16 protein-coding genes are annotated in these 19,271 nt (G+C 31.4%); 9 read left to right on the top strand and 7 right to left on the bottom strand.

From position 1 onward, the window contains the following. The first annotated feature begins 12 nt into the window (after positions 1 to 12). Positions 13 to 909: a GTPase Era gene (gene era, locus ACYQZV_RS00915; protein WP_459892244.1), complete on the top strand. Its 897-nt coding sequence runs from the start codon at positions 13 to 15 to the stop codon at positions 907 to 909. On the opposite strand, the gene ACYQZV_RS00910 is transcribed toward era, so the two are convergent. The 7 genes from ACYQZV_RS00910 to ACYQZV_RS00880 form a co-directional block, all read right to left on the bottom strand. After that, positions 906 to 1,487, bottom strand: coding sequence for a CDP-alcohol phosphatidyltransferase family protein (locus tag ACYQZV_RS00910; protein ID WP_459892242.1), 582 nt, complete (start codon positions 1,485 to 1,487; stop codon positions 906 to 908). The two genes, era and ACYQZV_RS00910, sit on opposite strands and share 4 nt — an antisense overlap. Further along, a complete protein-coding gene (gene purB / locus ACYQZV_RS00905; RefSeq protein ID WP_459892240.1) occupies positions 1,484 to 2,785 on the bottom strand; it encodes an adenylosuccinate lyase in 1,302 nt (433 codons plus the stop codon). The genes ACYQZV_RS00910 and purB overlap by 4 nt, the downstream gene beginning before the upstream one ends. Positions 2,786 to 2,819: 34 nt before the next feature. After that, on the bottom strand, positions 2,820 to 3,251 hold the full coding sequence (locus tag ACYQZV_RS00900) for a hypothetical protein (protein ID WP_459892238.1): 432 nt from the start codon (positions 3,249 to 3,251) through the stop codon (positions 2,820 to 2,822). After that, the gene (locus tag ACYQZV_RS00895) at positions 3,251 to 4,996 is read right to left on the bottom strand and encodes a TonB-dependent receptor plug domain-containing protein (protein ID WP_459892236.1); all 1,746 of its coding nucleotides are present in this window, start codon (positions 4,994 to 4,996) and stop codon (positions 3,251 to 3,253) included. The genes ACYQZV_RS00900 and ACYQZV_RS00895 overlap by 1 nt, the downstream gene beginning before the upstream one ends. Further along, positions 4,977 to 5,174, bottom strand: a complete 198-nt coding sequence (locus ACYQZV_RS00890) for a hypothetical protein (RefSeq protein ID WP_459892234.1) — start codon at positions 5,172 to 5,174, stop codon at positions 4,977 to 4,979. The genes ACYQZV_RS00895 and ACYQZV_RS00890 overlap by 20 nt, the downstream gene beginning before the upstream one ends. Then, positions 5,146 to 6,246: a GGDEF domain-containing protein gene (locus ACYQZV_RS00885; RefSeq protein ID WP_459892232.1), complete on the bottom strand. Its 1,101-nt coding sequence runs from the start codon at positions 6,244 to 6,246 to the stop codon at positions 5,146 to 5,148. Before ACYQZV_RS00885 ends, ACYQZV_RS00890 begins: the two co-directional genes overlap by 29 nt. Before the next feature lie 61 nt (positions 6,247 to 6,307). Beyond that, entirely contained in the window at positions 6,308 to 7,084 is a 777-nt protein-coding gene (locus tag ACYQZV_RS00880; protein WP_459892230.1) for a spherulation-specific family 4 protein, read from the bottom strand. 72 nt (positions 7,085 to 7,156) lie between these two features. Here ACYQZV_RS00880 and ACYQZV_RS00875 point away from each other — a divergent pair, with 72 nt between their 5' ends. From ACYQZV_RS00875 to ACYQZV_RS00840, 8 genes are read left to right on the top strand one after another with little or no spacing between them, the layout of a single operon-like run. Continuing rightward, complete coding sequence (locus tag ACYQZV_RS00875; RefSeq protein ID WP_459892228.1) at positions 7,157 to 7,651, top strand: hypothetical protein; 495 nt, start codon at positions 7,157 to 7,159, stop codon at positions 7,649 to 7,651. A 15-nt stretch (positions 7,652 to 7,666) separates the two neighbouring features. Then, positions 7,667 to 8,920, top strand: a complete 1,254-nt coding sequence (locus ACYQZV_RS00870) for a hypothetical protein (RefSeq protein ID WP_459892227.1) — start codon at positions 7,667 to 7,669, stop codon at positions 8,918 to 8,920. Continuing rightward, positions 8,904 to 9,779 (top strand): tetratricopeptide repeat protein, encoded by an 876-nt coding sequence (locus ACYQZV_RS00865; RefSeq protein WP_459892225.1) that lies wholly within the window; start codon positions 8,904 to 8,906, stop codon positions 9,777 to 9,779. The genes ACYQZV_RS00870 and ACYQZV_RS00865 overlap by 17 nt, the downstream gene beginning before the upstream one ends. A gap of 1 nt (position 9,780) precedes the next feature. Further along, positions 9,781 to 11,265, top strand: a complete 1,485-nt coding sequence (gene pelF, locus ACYQZV_RS00860) for a GT4 family glycosyltransferase PelF (protein WP_459892222.1) — start codon at positions 9,781 to 9,783, stop codon at positions 11,263 to 11,265. Beyond that, complete coding sequence (gene pelG / locus ACYQZV_RS00855; RefSeq protein WP_459892220.1) at positions 11,240 to 12,616, top strand: exopolysaccharide Pel transporter PelG; 1,377 nt, start codon at positions 11,240 to 11,242, stop codon at positions 12,614 to 12,616. The genes pelF and pelG overlap by 26 nt, the downstream gene beginning before the upstream one ends. After that, positions 12,573 to 15,281, top strand: coding sequence for an endo alpha-1,4 polygalactosaminidase (locus ACYQZV_RS00850; RefSeq protein WP_459892218.1), 2,709 nt, complete (start codon positions 12,573 to 12,575; stop codon positions 15,279 to 15,281). The genes pelG and ACYQZV_RS00850 overlap by 44 nt, the downstream gene beginning before the upstream one ends. Next, complete coding sequence (locus tag ACYQZV_RS00845) at positions 15,253 to 16,284, top strand: hypothetical protein (RefSeq protein ID WP_459892216.1); 1,032 nt, start codon at positions 15,253 to 15,255, stop codon at positions 16,282 to 16,284. The genes ACYQZV_RS00850 and ACYQZV_RS00845 overlap by 29 nt, the downstream gene beginning before the upstream one ends. Beyond that, positions 16,274 to 19,267: a tetratricopeptide repeat protein gene (locus tag ACYQZV_RS00840; protein WP_459892214.1), complete on the top strand. Its 2,994-nt coding sequence runs from the start codon at positions 16,274 to 16,276 to the stop codon at positions 19,265 to 19,267. The genes ACYQZV_RS00845 and ACYQZV_RS00840 overlap by 11 nt, the downstream gene beginning before the upstream one ends. Positions 19,268 to 19,271 lie beyond the last annotated feature (4 nt).

Below are 19,271 nucleotides of genomic sequence, written 5' to 3'. Positions count from 1 at the left end.
ATAATCAAAAAGATGAAAGTAGGATTTGTAAGTATCATAGGAAAACCAAACGCTGGAAAGTCTTCACTCTTAAATGCTATTCTTGGCAAAAAAGTGTCTATAGTATCAAATGTAGCTGGGACTACCCGTATAAGGGTGATGGGTGTTAAAGATTTGGAAGATGCTCAAGTTATCTTTGTAGATACACCAGGATTCATGAAAAAGCCCAAAGACCTTATGGAAGAGTATATGGTGAAAGCTGCCAAAGAGTCTTTAGAAGACGTTGACGTGCTTTTGTTTGTGTTTGATGCCAAAACTGGTATTACCGAAGAAGATTTAAACCTTTTTAAAATCCTAAAACGAGATTACAAAGACAAAAAGATAATAGGTGTTTTAAACAAAATAGATACCATATCAAAAGAAGAGGTTTTAGAACTCATCGAAGACATATCCAAAACCTTTGGCTTAGAAGAAATAGTCCCAGTGAGCGCTTACAAAAATACAAACATAGATGAGCTTTTGAAAACAATAGTAAAATACTTGCCAGAGCAAGAGTTTAAGATGTTTGAATCACAAGAGGACGCTTCTTTGCCTTTGAGACTTCATGTATCAGAGATTATAAGAGAAAAGGTGCTTCAAAGAACTTATCAAGAAGTGCCCCACTCTGTGATGGTAATAACAGATTCCATAGAACCTAGTAAAAACAACAAGGACATGATAGTGATAAAAGCTAGGATTTTAGTGGACAGGGAAAACTTAAAACCTATCATAATAGGAAAAAATGGTCAAAACCTCAAAAAAATAGGTACCGAAGCACGAAAAGAGCTTGAGTTTATACTAGGTAAAAGAGTATTTTTAGAGCTTACAGTGGAGGCTACAAATTGGCGAACAAAACCAGAGTATGTGAAGTATATGGGTTATATGGGTTAAGAAAGATGTTTTTTTGCATAAAATACTCTTTCTAATGTTGTATAAAAAGCCCCTATACCCACTATTAAAAGTCCAAGCTTGTAAAATCCAAAAAATATGGACAAAACAATCACCGCAAAGCGCTCTGTCCTTTCAAAGACTCCCACTGGTATATCTACTCCCAGGCTGTGAGAACGAGCTTTTGTATAACTCACTGTAAAACTAAAAATAAGTGCCAAAAGCCCCAAGAATACGCCTTCTATATCTTGGGCTTTTGAAAAGAAAAGTATCATAGCGCCTATTGGCAAAGCATCGGAAATCCTATCAACAGTAGAATCTAAAAAAGCTCCAAAAGAAGAGCTTTTGCCTGTAAACCTAGCAAGGGCCCCATCCAAAGCATCAAACAACCCCCCTAGTAGAAGCACAATAGCCCCTATGTGGTTGTAGTCTTTGTAGATTAAAAAAGAGCCTATTGATATTACGATTACTCCCGATAAAGATACAGCGTTTGGATTTACGTTGTTGTCCTTTAAAAAAACAACTATTGGATATACAGCCTTTTCAAACGTTGGTTTTAGGCTTTTAACAAAAGAGCTCATTCAAAAACTCTTTTGAATATATAATCCCTGTGTTTGATAAACTCGTATGGGTCCATTATCTTGTCAAGGTCTTCTTTGGTAAGGTATTTTGAGGCTTCTTTATCTTCTAGTAGAGCATCCTTAAACATAATGCCTTCATCCCAGCTTCTCATGGCACATTTTTTTACTATATCGTATGCGCTGTCTCTATCTACGCCTTTTTGCATAAGATAAACAAGCACTTTTGAAGAAAAGTAAAGGCCTTTTGAAATATCCATATTTTTAAGCATTCTCTCTGTATTTACTTTGAGACCTTTTAATATGTATTCAAAAAGCCAAAGCATGTAATCAAGACCTATAAAAGCATCTGGTATTATTATGCGCTCAGCGGAAGAGTGAGATATGTCTCTTTCGTGCCAAAGGGCTATATTTTCAAAAGATGCTATCATATTTGACCTTATGACTCTAGCAAGTCCACATATCCTTTCAGCGTGTATAGGATTTTTCTTGTGAGGCATCGCGGAGGAACCTCTTTGAGATTCAGAAAACGGCTCTTCCATTTCAAGGACTTCCGTTTTTTGATAATGCCTTATCTCTGTGGCAAACTTTTCCAAAGAAGAAGCTATCAAAGAAAGCACACTCATAAGGTAAGCGTGTCTATCCCTATGCACAATTTGAGTAGGTGCTGGTTCTGGTTCTAAACCAAGCTTTTGTAGAGCTATCTTTTCTACTTCAGGGTCTACATTTGAAAATGTACCAACAGCTCCAGATATCTTTCCTTTTAAAACGTCTTTTTTTGCTATTACAAGACGCTCTCTTTGTCTTTTTAACTCGTCGTACCAAGAGGCAAATTTAAGCCCTACACTTATGGGTTCCGCATGCACGCCGTGGGTCCTTCCCATCATGATGTTGTCTTTGTATTTGAAGGCTTTTTCTTTTAAAAGCTCCAAAACTATATCGATGTCTATTATGATGCTATTTATGGCATCTCTTAGCACCAAGCTAAGGGCAGTATCTAAAATATCAGAAGAGGTAAGCCCCATATGAAAATATTTTGAGTATTCTCCAAGCTGATCTCCTATAGCGCTTACAAAAGCAAGTATGTCGTGCTTATATATCTTTTCGTATTCATCTATTTTCTTTTCTACACCTTCATCTACGTAAGCTTTTCTTTGTATGGTATCGTAAGCTTCTTTTGGTATGACACCAAGTTCTGCCATAGCGTATAAAACCGCCAACTCCACTTCTAACCACTTCTTGTACTTGTTTAAATTTGAAAAGATATCCGCCATTTCTTTTCTTGTATATCTTTCTATCATACAAAATATTTTAGCATTTATGGGTTTGTTTAATTTAGAAACTTAAATCTTTAATAGATACTTCAAACTGCTTGTACTCTTTTGGTAATACTATACCAAACTTTTTAAGCCTCTCTTTTACAAATACAAGTTGATATCTTCCATCAAGCCAATAAAGACCAGCTACCGCATCGTCATTTTTTATAAGAGCCTCGTAGCTCATGGCCAAAAAAGGTTTATGAAAAGCTGGTATAGAAGAGTTTGATACCACAATATCAGCCTTGTTGCAATCTAGTGTAAAACTTGCATATCTGAAGTAGAGATAAATGTCTGCCATGCTTACACCATCTTGACATACGATAGGATAAGTTTTCTTTGTAACTATCTTTGCTATTTTCTCTATAAGCTTTGAGATTATGGTATATTTTGTAATTTGATAGGCTATGCTAAAATAAGAGAATATTAATACTATTAATACGAGCCTCATCAGAAAAGCCTCTCAAGACTTATATAAAATGTTGTAGGATAAGCGTTCACGTTGTATAGACTGGCTGGATTCCCATATTGATTGTATGTGATAACAGGTACTTTGTAGGAGCTGTTTAATATGTTTTGAGCTTTTAATGTTATGCTATAGAAAGGGTTTATATTGCAAGTGATAGCACTATCCCACATGTATGTTGCTTTCTCGTTTGCACCAAAATATCCATCAAAAGGACTTCTGTATACAAGCTCATTGTAAAAGTAGATGTTTTTATATCTATCAAAGAGCTTTACAGAAAAACCTTCGTTTGGCGAGTGATAAGCCTTGTTGATCTTGTTTATAAAATAATCAAACTCTAACTTGTTTAAAGCGTTTATATAATAAGTGTTTGAAAGCCAAAACGTGTTTATGTATATAGGAGTTTGCATATTGTAATGTCCATATGGGTAGTTAAAGCTTGGTTCTATTGTATTTTTCATATCTATATAACCATATAAAAATCTAATCTTATCTTTTGAAAAATTATAATCTGTTTCTAGGCTGAGTCCTTTGTATTTTATGTTGTTGAGATAATAAGGACCACTGTATAAAATATTCTGAAAAGAAGGTGGGCTGTAGGTTTTGTAAAGAAAGCCTTTTAGTGTCATGTTGTTTTTTGGTTTTGATATATAACCTATCCGTACCGAATAATCAGAATTCCTAAAATGCCCGTCGTAAGAGTATCTATCGAACTTCAAATCCCCAAGCAAAAGATTTCTTTTGTTTATGCTAAATTGGTCTTCAATATAAACAGTGTAGTAGTTTCTGTGGGTGGGTTTGTTTAAAGAGTTTATAGGTATATTGTTGTAGCTTAAGTTGTCTATATCAAAATTTAAAAGCTGAAAACCAGAGCCTATTATAAGCTTGTTTTTATCTGTTGTAAAAGTTTTTAATATATTTCCAGAGTATTTGTATATATCCATATCTAAATTGTAAAAGATAGGAATATCCCCTTGATTTAAGGCGTATGGTATGTAAAGAGGAAAACCAAAAGAGTTTTTAAAATTATCTTTATGCTCTAAATCTATGCCAAAATGAAGTTTTAGGCTTTTATCAAAATAATCTGTAAAGGATATGTAAGCATCCTGGTCTTTGTTTATACCACCCACTGGATTTGAAAACTCATCCCCTACAAATACATTTTGCTTTGACCTAACAGCGCTTATGTCAAGATGCCAATTTGAAAAATGCTTGTATCCTTTGTGGTTTAAGTTTAAAAAAGCGTATTGTTTAAAGGCGTTTCTTGAATATTGTAGATTTTGTATGTTGAATTTTGGTAAGTTTTCATAGGTTTGATCGTACATAAAAGAATAAGAAAACGATTTGCTTATTGGGTTCGCACTAGAAAACCCAACATTGTAGCCACCTCTTGAGTTAAAAGTAACTCTTAAAGATGATATGTTTTCTCTTGATGGCTTTTTGGTGTATATCTTAATAATCACAAGTTTCGGCGTATTGCCAAGTATTACAGAGGCTGGACCAAAGTATATTTCTATGTGGTCAACGTCTTTTAGAGGATAATCCGCATAAAGGCTAAAGTCCCCATTAAAACCAGAGTTTACAAGATGGTCGTTTATATAAAGTGCAAATTGGTTGTGATAATCATAAGAAAACCCGCCTAAAGTTAGAGAATAGTTTCCACTTTCATTGGGGCCGTAGTTAAATATTGGTATAGATTTTAACACATCCTCAAGGGTGTAAGCCTGCATTCGTCTTAAATCTTGTTATGATAATCCAATGTCCTAAGCTTTCTTTTCTTGTTTGGTAAGATAAGTCTGATTTTTGATTGTAAATAGATAAAAGCTTGTTTATACTTTGGCTAAAGCCTAACGATGCACTAAACCAAACGCAAAATAAACTACAAAGAAATAGCTTTTTTATCGTCATAAACCTCTATTCTATCCCTACCGTTTCTTTTTGCCTTATAAAGTGCTTCATCGGCTTTTTTAACCGCTTCCTCTAAGTTTTTAGCTTTTAGACATACGCCCATGGATACAGTTAGCTTGATGATGTTATTGCCTATACTTAAGTCTAGAGATTTTATCTTTATTCTTATCCGTTCCAGTGTTTTTAAACAATGCTCTTCCTGTTTACATTTTAAAAGTATCAAAAATTCTTCTCCGCCCCATCTTAAAACAAAATCCTCCTCTCTTATTGAACTTTTTATAGTCTTGGAAACCTCCATTAATACAATATCTCCAGCATCATGACTATACGTATCGTTTATTTTTTTGAAAAAATCAATGTCTAGCATAGCGACTATATATTGTTCCTGGCGGTTTTTTATATCTTTAAGCAGTTTTCTGTTTGGCAAACCAGTAAGTTCATCCAGATAAGACTCTTTCTTGTAAGCTCTTGTTTTTAAAAGCAAAAATACTATTATTGCTAAAAATACTATAGAAATTATATTTATAAACAATATTGTCAGCTTTGTTTTTTCTAAAGTATTTTTTAAAGATTTTAGCGTTGTAAGTTTATAGTCTACTACTATCAATGCTCTATAAGGTTTGTTGTTTATCAGAACATCCAAAGGATAGTATAACGAAAATCCTACGTTTTCTATGGTGTCGTGGTATTTTGTGTAAGGTGTTTTTGTCTTTATCGCTTTTAGTATGATATCCCTCTCGTTGTCCGCTGGCATAAATACTTTTGGATAAGTGTAGCCGTGTTTTGGCAAATCTTCTACGCTATACAATACACCGTTTTTATAAACGAGCACAAAAATCCTTTGCACATCTTTTGATATTAAAAGCGGCAGATAATTATCTAGTTCTTGATATGGTTTATTTTGTGTTTTATTGGCAATGTTTGAAATAGTTGATTCAGTTTGATTGTAAATTATGTTTATTATAGACCTCGACATATTTAACTCTATTTCGTGAAGCTGGTATGATGTGAATAATATAGCTAACGCTATAATGATTATATAGAACCGCTCTAGCCCCTCTTTTTTTAACATAAGAATATTTTAACATGAATATATGGTGTTTTTATAATATCAAAATATATTACACAAAACTCTAGTACGAAGGTAAGTAATTGCTAATATAATAGTATGTATTAGTCCCAGAATAGTTAGTTATGTATTGGCAAGAGCTGTTTATAGAAAATCCATGGTCCATAGCGGTATAAAAATCGTTTTGAGTGGGAGTGTTGGTAACTATTATGCATACGTTAGAGGATGGTTCTTGACTGTAAGAGCTGTTGTAGTTTAAAAAGTTTTGGAATGTATCTTCGTAGACTATTATTTTGTCTGATATATTAAAATATGAATTTGGTATATTTGTACCTGGATTTAACACCACAATATAGTTTGAATTTTTCGATTTTATATAGCTATACAAACTTGAATAGTAATTGTAGTTATTTGTGCTTACGTTGTCTAGGAATATACCATCTATATTGGGATAGAATGAAAACCAATTACTTATTTCGCTTTCTACATTTGATATGCTGTTGTTAGCATAGTTTGTATCAACATAGCCAAGCACATAAAAACCTTTTGACTTTAAATTGGTTATAGCATTTGTGAAGTTAGGGTCTACCGAACTACCAGGACCATTTGATGGATTTACTATGACATAAACTTTCTTGTTTGTATTAAAATTATATAGCGTCTGCCACTCATTAGCATATTGTCCTATAGGATAAGAGTATAAAGGTATTATAATATCTTCAACGCTGGTTGGCAACGGGTTAGAACTTGTGGTATTGCTGCCGTTTCCGCTAGAGGCTCCACAAGAGTATATTGTAAATATGAAGCCTATTAAGACAAGTATTGATAATCTTGATTTCATAATATTTTTATTATAGCTTATTTTGTAATAATATCACAGAAAAATACTTCTATAACCTATTATAATATTGACATGAAAATGAGAAAATTTTTTTTATTTGTATTAATAGACATAAGTTTGTTATTTTATTCCTGTGCTGGGACTATTAAAATATATGATAAAAATACGACTAGTGTTTGGAATAAGAATAATGTTTATGCTGTGCTGCCTTTCATAAATTACACAGAAACACCACAAGCGGGGAAAAGAGTGGCATCTTTACTTTATGCTATTATGATTAGTAAAGGTTATAAAATCAAAGACAATGTTATGTACCTAAAATCTAAAAACCTACGAAGTATGGAAAAAAAAGCTTTTAAGCATGGTGCTAATTATGTTGTGACTGGCACTGTCAATGAATATAGGTACAAAACCGGGATAGATGGACAGCCCGCTGTGAGCATAAGCCTTTTGGTGATTAACAAAGATAACAAGGTAGTTTGGAGTAGCACAGGTGCTAAAACTGGTTTTATAAATAGTTCTCTTGGAAAAATAACCACAGAGTTACTAGAAAACATGGTCCCATAGACGATAATAAAATATATGAACTTTATTTTTGAAAAGCTTTTAAAGAAAAGAAATTCTAACTCTAGCTTAAAATTCAATGCCTTAGCTTCTAACAAAACTGAAACCCCTCTTATCATAATATTTTTAGAAGTTTTTGTATTTACAGGTTTATATGTTTTTGTTGGATTTTTGTTTAATAAGAACGATGTTTTATTTATAAATTCTAAAACGAATCCAATTCCTCTATTGGTTTTAGCTGTTACTCTTTACTACGGGGTTCAAGCTGGGTTATCGCTTATATTTCTGGTGTTTGGTTTAAATTTCTTTCTTTATGAAAGTATAAATTTCCGGTATCTTTTATGGAATACAGTTTTGATGTTGATAGCCAACGAGTTCAGGTACTATTGGCAGAAAAAGATAGATATTGCAAATATAGAACTGTATACCACAAAAGAAGCTTTAGAAAGATTGAGAAAGAATTTTTTCTTGCTAAACTTATCTCATAAAGAACTTGAAAATTACTATGTAAGGAGACATTATAGCTTAAGAGATATAATGAGCTTATTAAGGCAAAAGGCTTATAGTGATATTAATATTAACATATTATTTAATTTTTTATTGGATATTTTATATCATCATTTTACCCTAAGAGAAGGGTGTATATTAAGGATAGATAGCAATAGCAATATTGATATATTGGCTAGCAACACTAACTGTGATGATATAAAGACGGATAGTTTATTTATAAAAGCTTTAGAAGATAAAGATAGTTTTTATATGCCTATTACAAAATTAGAGGACAATCTTGACACCAAAATATTAGCAGTGGTTTGCTATGAAACAAACGCCTGGCTTTATACCCTTTGTATAAAGGATATAGCATTCACCTATTTGCAAGAAGAGATAATGGATTATATGAGAATCTTGCTAGGCTATATGGCAGAAGATGCTGAATTTATAGAAACTGCATCAAGAGAGAAAATTAATATTGTGTGTTCAATGGATTTTACAAAGGAATTATTTTATAGCAAAAAACTCTATAACGATTATAAAATTGAGTCTTATATTTGTGTATTAAAATCAAGCTCGGATAAATCTTTGGATATCCAAAAAAAGATTAGAGGTTCTGATGTTTTTTGCTTTAAAAAAGAGGATGATGCTTATTATTTTTATATCTTGCTTTACTTTACAACTAGGTCTGGTGTGGATAAATTCATAGAAAGACTAGGTATAAACAACTCAGATTTAGAAATAAATGGGATATATCCGGTATATGAGTATGCTTTATAATATATTTTTTGTTTTGTCTGTTTATATAATACTTAGTTTTATATGTGCAGCGTTGTTTGTTTTATTAGCTCCAAAAAGGTTTGATAAAAAAGTAATTGATATTTTAATGTTGTTTTTGCTTAATCTAACATTGGGTCCTATTTTTTCCATTTTATCTTTAATTTTGGCAATAGCTTTAAACATGCAAAAACCTTTGCCGGATTTCGCTAAAGTCAAGGCTAATGTTAAAGATTGGGAGATAGAAAAAAGGCCAGTTGGCGAAAAAGCTTTATCTGGGACTAATGTTCCTACTTCGGCTTTGTACGCTATATTAAACAACAAAGATGTTAGGTTTGTAAGAGCTATAAAATCTGTTCTGTCTTCTGAAAATGATGAAAATAGGTTGTTGGCTTTTGGATATTTACAAAGAATTGAGAAGGAATATTTTGATACCCTTAAAAGATTAGAAGATATTTATAATAAAAGCCAAAATATAATTATAATGAAAAAGATCGCGATAACTATATGGGAAATGCTTCTTTTTGATATAGTGGAAGACGATTTGAGACCTTTGTATCACCAAAGATGTAAAGAGATTTTGTTGGATTTGTCTAGCAAGTTAGATAATGATTGGATTATATTTTATATTTTAGGAAGAATTTATTTGATAGAAAAAAAATACGAAGATGCTTTCTTATGTTTTGAGAAAGCTTTAGACTTAGCTGTAGATAAATCAAGGGTAATGCCTTATCTATTTGAAGCTCTTTTTTATCAAAAAAGATTTAAGGATATTAAAAAATACTGTGAAAAGTATAAAGACGATAAGATTATCTCTGTAAACATTGTTTCTAACAATATTATTAGTTTTTGGTGCAAATGATATGATAGATGTTCTTATTATTGCAGAAGGAACTTACCCTTATATCAGTGGTGGAGTTTCTACATGGATACATCAACTAATAACTAGCATTGAAGATATGCAATTTGGAATTTTGTTTTTAGGCTCGAGAGAAGAAGATTATAAAGATGTAAAGTACAAATTGCCAAAGAATTTAACATATTTTAAGAAAATTTTTATCTTTGAAGATGATAACTTTAATAACTATAGAAAATCACACGGTTGTAAAGGTAATCCGGAAATATTTATGTCTTTATTTGAAGAAAATATAAAAGATTATGACAACTTTCTAAATCCTGATTTTTACAAAAAGGATTTCCCCTACGAATGCTTCTTGCAAAGTAAGAGTATATATTATTTTATAGAAAACCTGTATCAGAAGCTTAGTTATAATCTGCATTTCTCAGATTTTTTTTGGACCATAAGGAATGTGCTTACACCTCTTTGGAATATTTTCAATGAAATTGATGATGTTTTTAATGAAGAGATATCTTTGGTGCATAGTCCTTCCACTGGTTATGCTGGAATGTTGGGAGCCTCTATAAAGCAAAAGATGAATATCCCTTTTATATTGACGGAACATGGTATTTACACTAGAGAAAGAAAAATAGATATAGTTCAGGCAAAATGGGTAAAAGAGTTTCCTATGTTTTATAATTATTACGATTTAGACCCTTTGAAGAGAGTTTGGACTGATTTTTTTACAAACCTTGGTAAAATATCCTACGATAAAGCTGATAAAATAATTTCTCTGTATGAGGGTGCTAGAAAAGTACAAATATCTTTAGGTGCTAAACCCGAAAAAACATTAGTAATACCAAACGGTATAGATGTGGATAAACTAGCCAGCTTAAGAAAAGACAGTATCCCAAAAAGAATAGCATTTTTGGGTAGAGTTGTCAAAATTAAGGACGTTAAGACACTTATAAAAGCTTTTAAAATATTGAGTTTAAAAGCTAAAGACGTAGAGTGCTGGATAGTGGGACCAGAAGATGAGGAACCAGATTATGCCAAAGAATGTAGAGAGCTGGTAAAAAATTTTGATTTAGAAGATAAAGTGATATTTAAAGGTTTTATGAACATAAAAGATTTATTCCCTCATGTTGGGCTGGTCACTCTTACCTCTATAAGCGAAGGTATGCCTATGGTTATACTGGAGAGTTTTGCTGCTGGTATCCCTTTTGTGGCAACAGACGTAGGCTCTTGTAGACAGTTGATAGAAGGCGGTCTAAACGATGAGGATAGAGCTATAGGTCCAGCTGGGTTTGTAACAAAAGTTGGTGATGCATCTGCTTTAGCGGAAAGTTATTATAAAATTCTTTATGACGAGCCTCTTTATAAAGCTTTTCAAAAAAACGCTATAGAGCGGGTAGAAAGGTTTTATACTAAAGAAAATATGATAAAGAGTTACAAAGATTTGTATAATGAGTTAATGGAATCTTATGGCAGGCATAGGCTTTCAGCTTAAGAACTTAATAAGCAACAAATCTATTAGTTCCAAGCTCTTAGCGTTTGGATATTCTGTGGCGCTTAGCTCTGGAAATTGGCTCATAAGTATAGTAATTGTATTCATATTTTCCAAAATAGCATTGCTGATGGGAGGCAATAAGGAAGCTGTATATGATTTAAACGTTTATATCACAAATGTTTTAGCTTTAGCGTTGATATCTTCAGGATTTTTCCAGTTTGAGTATACAAGATTTGCCTCAGATAGAATATTTGAGAAAAAACATAATCTAATAATTCCAAACTATTTTGGTGCTTTATTTATTGTCGCTATTATAGGTTTTGTTTTTGGAGCTATGCTTGGATATTATTTCTTTTGGGATTATAGCAAGTTAATATTTTTATTGTTTGCTATCACAGTAGCTATATCTTCCTGCGTTTTCTTGTCATCTGCTCTTTTGACGGGACTAAAAAGTTTTCGTTATATACTGTTTAGTTTTATTTTTAGCTATCTTTTCCTTGGTATTTCTATATTATATTTTAAAAATAATTTTTTATTCTTGATCTGCAATTTTTATTTGTCTCAAAATATGCTTTTTTTCATGCTTTCTTACAAAGTGGTTAAAGAATATTACTCTAACGATTTATTTAGATTTGATTTTTTAAAAAAGCCAAACAAAAGAATACTAATATTTACTGGGTTTTTATATTATATCGGTGTATGGATAGACAAATATCTATTTTGGTTTTCAGAGGAAACTTCTAAAAAGGTGATTGGAAACATGACATCCTCTCCATTTTATGATATACCTATTACGCTGGCCTATATCTCTTTGTTGCCTGGTATATCTGCTCTGTTCTTGTATACAGAGACAGAGTTTTTTGAGTATTACGATTTATACTACTCTGCGGTGAGAGATTTCGGCACATTGGAAGATTTGTATTACTTTGCAAATATGCTTATAAGCGCCGTAAGAGATTTAATATTTTCTGTAATGCGTATTCAAATAATATTTGATATTATTATAATATTGGCTCAAGACAAACTTTTTTTAAAACTCCTTAGCATACCAAAAATTTACCTTTCAGAAATAGATATAATGATAATAGCTGCTACCATTCAGCTGTTGTTTATAATATTGTTTAGCGTTTTTTCTTACTTTGATTTGATGAAAAACCTTCTTAAAATTAGCCTTGTTTTTTTATTGACAAATTTTTTGTTTACCTACATCTCTATTAGAATGGGACCTTATTATTACGGTTATGGGTTGTTTTTTGCTAGTGCTATATCTTCTTTGTACGCAATTCATTTGTTGAGGAGGTTTTTAGATGAGATTAATTATTATACTTTTGTTCATAGTGGTAAGCTTTAATATATCTTATGCATTATCAAATCCTCAGTGCGTTATGGTTTATTACGGTGATAAAGATGTTCCTTTAGATGTTTTACACGCTTATAACATGGTAATCACCAATCCAAATGCAAAGTTTGTGAAGAAAATAAGGATGCTTTTTTATGAAAAACATCTTCCAAAGTTTGTAGGGTATTTAAGTGTAGGTGAGCTAGATAGAGGTAATCATTTTTACGGTGAGCTTAAGACTTTTGCTATTGGTAAAAACAAAATGTGGCATTCAAAGATTTTGGATGTTACCAACAAACAATACCAAAGATTTTTAGTAAACGAAGAAGCAAAATATATATTGAAGAATGGTTTTGATGGCTTTTTCCTTGACACTTTAAATTCTTACAAGTTGGTAATACCAAAAAAAGATTGGAAGCCTTACCAAGAAGCTATTATACATATAGTAAAAGCTCTCAGGAAGAAATATCCAAACAAGCTAATTATAGTAAATAGAGGTTTTAGCGTATTTGACAGTATAAAGCCCTATATAAATGGAGTGCTGGTGGAGAGTCTTTTTAAAGGTATAAATGCTCACAAGGATTACGTGGATACTCCAAAAAATATTACAAAAGAACTTTTAGATATACTATCTCATATAAAAGATTCTGGTGTGCCAGTAATAGTGTTAGATTATTCTAACAACAAAGAAGAAGCAATGAAAGATATAAATAAAATCAGCTCTTACGGATTTATACCTTATGTATCAAATTACAATCTGAACAAGTTAGGATATTCTATGTGTAATCCGGTAAGAAGAAATATAATTCTTCTTTATGATAAAAATACTAGCGGCATAAGACAAAACGCTTTTATAAGCAACACAATTCAGCCTATACTTGAGTACCTTGGGTATGTTCCTTTTGTATACAATGTAAACAACGAAAGATTACCATCTTTAACAAACACAGGTTTTAAAGCTATTGTAAGCCACTATATAAAAATAACCCATCAAGACTACTTTGAAGATTATGTGTCTAAAGCTTTTGAAAACGGTATTAAGCTTTTCTTTATAAATAAGATACCCTTGAACGATGATTCTTTTTTAGATGAGCTTGGTGTTAAAAAATTACATAACGATTCTTCTAAACTCTCTGGATTTGACGTATTACACAAAGCGCCTGGTTGTGGCTATGAAGCCCCTTTAATATTAGAATATTCTCATCATCTTTATAGTGCTAATGGTGATATTTTGGTAAAAGCTAAAAACCAAGACGGTGAAGTTTTTACGCCTTTTGTTTTAACTAAGTGGGGAGGATTTGCTCTAAATGGTAGTTTTATAAATTTTAACGGCTTGTTTGTCTATAACCCTTTTAAGGTTTTTAAAAAGCTTTTAAAGCCAAACTTCCCAGCGATGGATTATACTACAGAAAACGGCGCTAGGATATTGATTGCCTTTGTAGATGGTGATGATTTTCCAGGGCGCTCAGAAATAGATACTCAAAAAACCACTGGGCAAATACTATACGATAGGATATTAACTCGTAAAAAATACGACATACCTATTTCTATATCTTTGATAGCTGGGGATATATCTTCGCACGGTAGATATCCTGACAGGTCTTTAGAGCTAAAGCGGATTGCCAAAAGAATATTTAAACTTCCAAACGTAGAACCAGCAAGCCATACATTTTCTCATCCTTATCACTGGAGAAAAGTATTAAAACAGCCCAATGCTCCGAGGATGAGGATTATGATACCTGGATATAAGTATAGTCAAAGGTATGAGATATTTGGCTCTATAAATATACTTGATAAGCTTGCCCCTCCTGATAAACCAGTAAATCTTTTACAGTGGAGCGGAAATGCTGATCCTGATAGAAAAGCCATTCTTATGACTTATAAAGCCAAAGTTTACAATATAAATGGAGGCAACACCGTAATAGATGAAAAACACAACTTTTTAAAATATATAAGCGGTACTGGCGTTAATTTTGGTGAGTACTTTTATCAAGTTTACGCTCCTATACAAAATGATTTTATATATACACATGGTATGAAAGTGCCATGGGGTTTTTTGAATGTAATCCAAGCGTTTAAGCTCACTGATAAACCAAGAAGGATAAAACCATTAACTATATATTATCATTTCTACGCTGCAGATACTAGCGCTTCCTTAAACTCCTTAAAAAAAGTGTATGATTATGCTTTGTCTAAGCATCCTATACCTATGTTCCCTTACCAATATGATAAGATTGTGCTTGATGCAAGAGAAACCGCTATTATAAGAGTTAAAAATGGTTTTATAATAAAAAACAACGGCTATGCTAGGACTTTGAGAGTGCCTATATCATGGGGATATCCCGATTTAAATAAGTCTATTGGTGTAGTGGGCTATTCCGATATAAATAACAAAAGATATATCTATCTGGATGGATCTGGTGATTACAAGCTTGTTTTTACAAAAATACCTCAAAACTTGTATCTTATTTACGCCAACGGAATAGTGAAAAAATTTAAAAGGAAAAACGGTAGCATGCTTATAGTTTTTAAAAGTTATATTCCGCTTTTAGCTAAAATAAAAGCCAAATACTGCAAGTCAAGCGATGTAAAACTTTACGATGATGGTGGTATTTGGATTGTAAAAGGGAGAAAAGATTTTAAAGGTTATGAGAAATCAGAAGTTATTTGTAAATAAAGTTTTTAGTTACAAAGAGATTTTTGGTTTACTTGTTTTTATCGTATTGATAGCTTATATTTTATTCCCTGAGCACTATATACTTGAAACTCTAAATAAATTTAACATAGGCGGAAATTATATAAAAAAATTATATATTGAAAATCTTATAAAACATCACGAAATAAGCGATGACATCTTAGAAAAGATGTTGCTTTACTATATCAAAACTTATAAATATAAAGAAGCTAAAAGTTTGCTGTTATCTGTCAAAAAAGGACATTATAATTTGAAAATTTTGCCGCTTTTAGAGTATTATATACTAAAAGAAGAGTATTTTTCTATCAAAGACTCTCAAAAAAGGGCTTTGATAAGAGAAAAGATGTCAAAAGATTTGATAGACTATATGAGAAAAAATCCCACAATAGACGCTATAACAACAGTTTATGGAGAAAGTTTAAGAATGGATTTAAAACAAGCACAAGCCTTGGCGCTTTATAAATTAGCATATTATACAAATGATATAAACATTATAAAAAAAGCAATAGCTATGGCTATATATTTAAACGACAAAAAAGAGCTTAACGTTTTAATAAACAAACTTATGAGGATGAAAAACAAAACAAACAAAGAAAAAATTCTAATATATGATATATGTAGTTATCTAAATTATGGCGCTTGCGTATCTAAATATTTTCAAGAATTAGAAAAAGATAAATCCTTCATAAAAAATCACTATAGCGATATTATAATGAACTATGTGAAAGCTCGCGATATAAAGGGTATAGAAAATACCATAAGTTTACTGCCGCAAAGCTTGAAGATGAAAGCTATAGAAGAAAGCATTACCTTCTCCATTTGGAACAAAGATTATAGCTTAGCAAAGCTTCTTATATTAAGGTATATTCATTTTTCTAAAGAACCAGACTTTGTAAATTTTATGATAAAAAATGCTATTGCCACAGGTGATTTGGCATTTGAAAAAAGAGTAGGTAGTGAGGTGTTAAAGCTTTATGAAAAATAATATATACAAAAAATATATGTTTTTAATAATTGCTTTTATTGTTTTGTTTACGAATTTATCCTTTTCTAAAGAGTATTTTTTAAAAATAAAAATAAACTTTAACCCTCCGGAAAAACACAAAGATAAACATATAAAAGTGATTCATATAAAACTAAAAGAAAAAAAGGATAAAAATGTTTTACAAATTAAAAAGCCAACATCAGAGAAAGCGAAAAATAATATAGAAAATGTTCATAAAGTTGGCACATCTACTGTAAAAAAACATAAAAATGTTGTAAGTAATTCTACTAATTTTGGTTATCAGAAAAGCCAAGAACAAAGTGAAAAAATCCTATCAAATATAAAAATACCACAGGATAAAGAGCTATTGAAAAATCTTACAAATCTATTCCTTGCTACAGGTGGTACCCAAAAAGCAAAAATTATATTAGAGAAAGCAATAAAGTTTTATCCTAACGATAAAAATTTTTTAAAAACCTACGCAAACGTATTGCTTTGGACTAACGACCCTTACGATGCTATTGGTATTTACTATAAACTTTTTAGACTGACTCATAATGATAAGTATGCTGTTAAGACTTTTAAAATGGCCATTGCATTTCATAGATTTGATGTAGCTTATAAGCTTATCCCTTACGTAAAAGGCAGAGTGCCTAAAGATGATATAAGCTATGCTTATCTAGGAGCTGGTCGTATAAACAAGCTTATAAACTTTTTAAAGAATCAGGATGACGAAAAATCTTTAAAAGAACTTATATATATCCTATATCAAAAAGGCGATTTGCACGGTGTTATAACCTATGTAGATAAGTTAGAGAAGGAGTTTGGTATAGATGTAAATTTAGAGCTTTTAAAGGCAAATAGCTATTATTATCTTAAGGATTTTAAAAAAGCTCTACATACGCTTGTAAAGTATAAAAGGCTTGTGCCTACAAACGATAAACATTATTGGAAAACGCTTAGTTCTTTAGCTTTTTATATGAGAGATTATAAAGATGCTCTCTATGCATCCCTAAAAAATATAAAATCTGGAAATGGAGATGACCAAGATTACGATATAGCGTCTTTTATACTAGAGAATACAAATCCAAAAATGGCTGTAGACATAAGTTTAGAAGGTTGGGAAAAAACTCACAAGAAATTTTTACTTCTTAGGTTTATGTATCTTGCTTTAAAAACCGGCAATTATAAATTAGCTTTAGACTACATTGATAAATTGCCTAAAAAAGAGCTAGACCATCTTTATAAAGATGAGGATTTTGACATGCTTTATTCTTATTTGTTGTATAAAGATAAAGATTTCAGAAAGTTTTTTGCTTTCTCTGATTTTATTTTGAGCCACAGATTTAACGATAATTTTTTGGCTCAATACATATATTTGTTATATGATATAAAAAATACAAAAAGGATAAAACAGGTTATAAAAGAATATAAAGCCTATGAGTCACGCAAAGACCTTCGTACCCCTTTTGCACTTTTGTATGAATATCTTCAGGATGGTAAAAAAGCCCTTAGCTTAATATATCCTCTAAGAAAAGAACATCCATCGTTGTACTCTGATGTTTTATACCTTTATGGCTATACCCAGAGGTCAAAACATGTAAGATATAAATATTTTAAAAGTATGAATGAAAAACTTAGCAAAAATCATAAACTCATCGATAATAAAGAGTTTTTGAGAAGATATTTGAGTTTAGGTTATGATTTTATACCACCAAACAAGTTTAACGAGCTTTTATCAAAAGCCAAGAAATTGCTTCCAAAACAAAACTACGAAAACATATATCTTTCTTATCTAATAGGAAGAGGGTATTACGATAAAGCTCTAAAAGAACTTAAAAATTTAAATAACCCAAAAGGATGGGAGCTTCTTAGCTTTGCATTACACGATTACGACACTTACTTTATGTATAAACTTCTAGAACATAAAATAGAACAGCTTCCTACTAGAGATAGGGTCCAAGCTCTGGTAAAAGTAGGGCAAATAAGAAAAGCAATAGTGTATGCTTATAAAGGATTGGATCAAAACCCGATGGATAGAGAACTCTATAAGCAATTTAGAGATTTGAGCTGGCAGTATGAAAACTCTATACACTTAAAATCCCAATACTACTATTCTACCCCTATAAACTATTTTAACAGTAGTGTACGAGGTAAAAACATAATAGGAAATAGTTTTTATTTAAAGTATAGCTTCAATGATATAACACCTATCCATTTAAACAAATCTTATTATCTTTATGCACCAAACTTTACGGATTACAATTTATCTTTGGAAAAACTCTTTGATAGGGGATTTGTTGATTTAAGTATAGGTGCTTTTAAAGGCATAAAAGATAACCCTTATGCTCTTTTTGATGTATCTTATAAGCTGTACAATTTAACCTTAAATGAAAATGCTTATTACGATAGACCCTCTTACAACGAAACTAGCTATCTTTTGTTTGGTGGTATGGAAAGGGGCTTTACATCTAGGTTAAATATAAGATTGGATAATTCTCAAAGCTTTGATATGTTGGGCTCTTACAAAACATTTTATTCCCAAGATAAATTTTATATTGGTGGTGGTGAGGAATACAACGTTGATTACTTTAAACAATTCAAAGAGGACTATCCTGATATAGCGTTAAGAGTCTATTCTTATGGTGGTAGTTATTCTAAAAGCTCAAATGATTACAAAAGTCTTTTGCAATATCTATATCCTAACGCAGCATACGTTCCATCAAGCTTTATTACTTCTGGTATAAACCTGCTAATAGGTTATAAAAAAAGATACGAATATTCTCATTTTTGGTATCCTTATCTTAGTTTAGACTCTAACTACACAAACAACAATACTATAGGTTATGGTATAAGTGGCGGAATAGGTGGGCCAATGCTTGGGCAGGATAAATTAATATTTTTCATAGACTATGAGAAAATAAACGGCGGTTTTAAGGAGAACGTATTCAACGTAGGTCTTTCCTATAAGAGGATATACTAGCTAC

It is taken from the genome of Hydrogenobaculum acidophilum, assembly GCF_054656715.1.
This window is presented reverse-complemented; position numbering and strand designations above follow the sequence as displayed.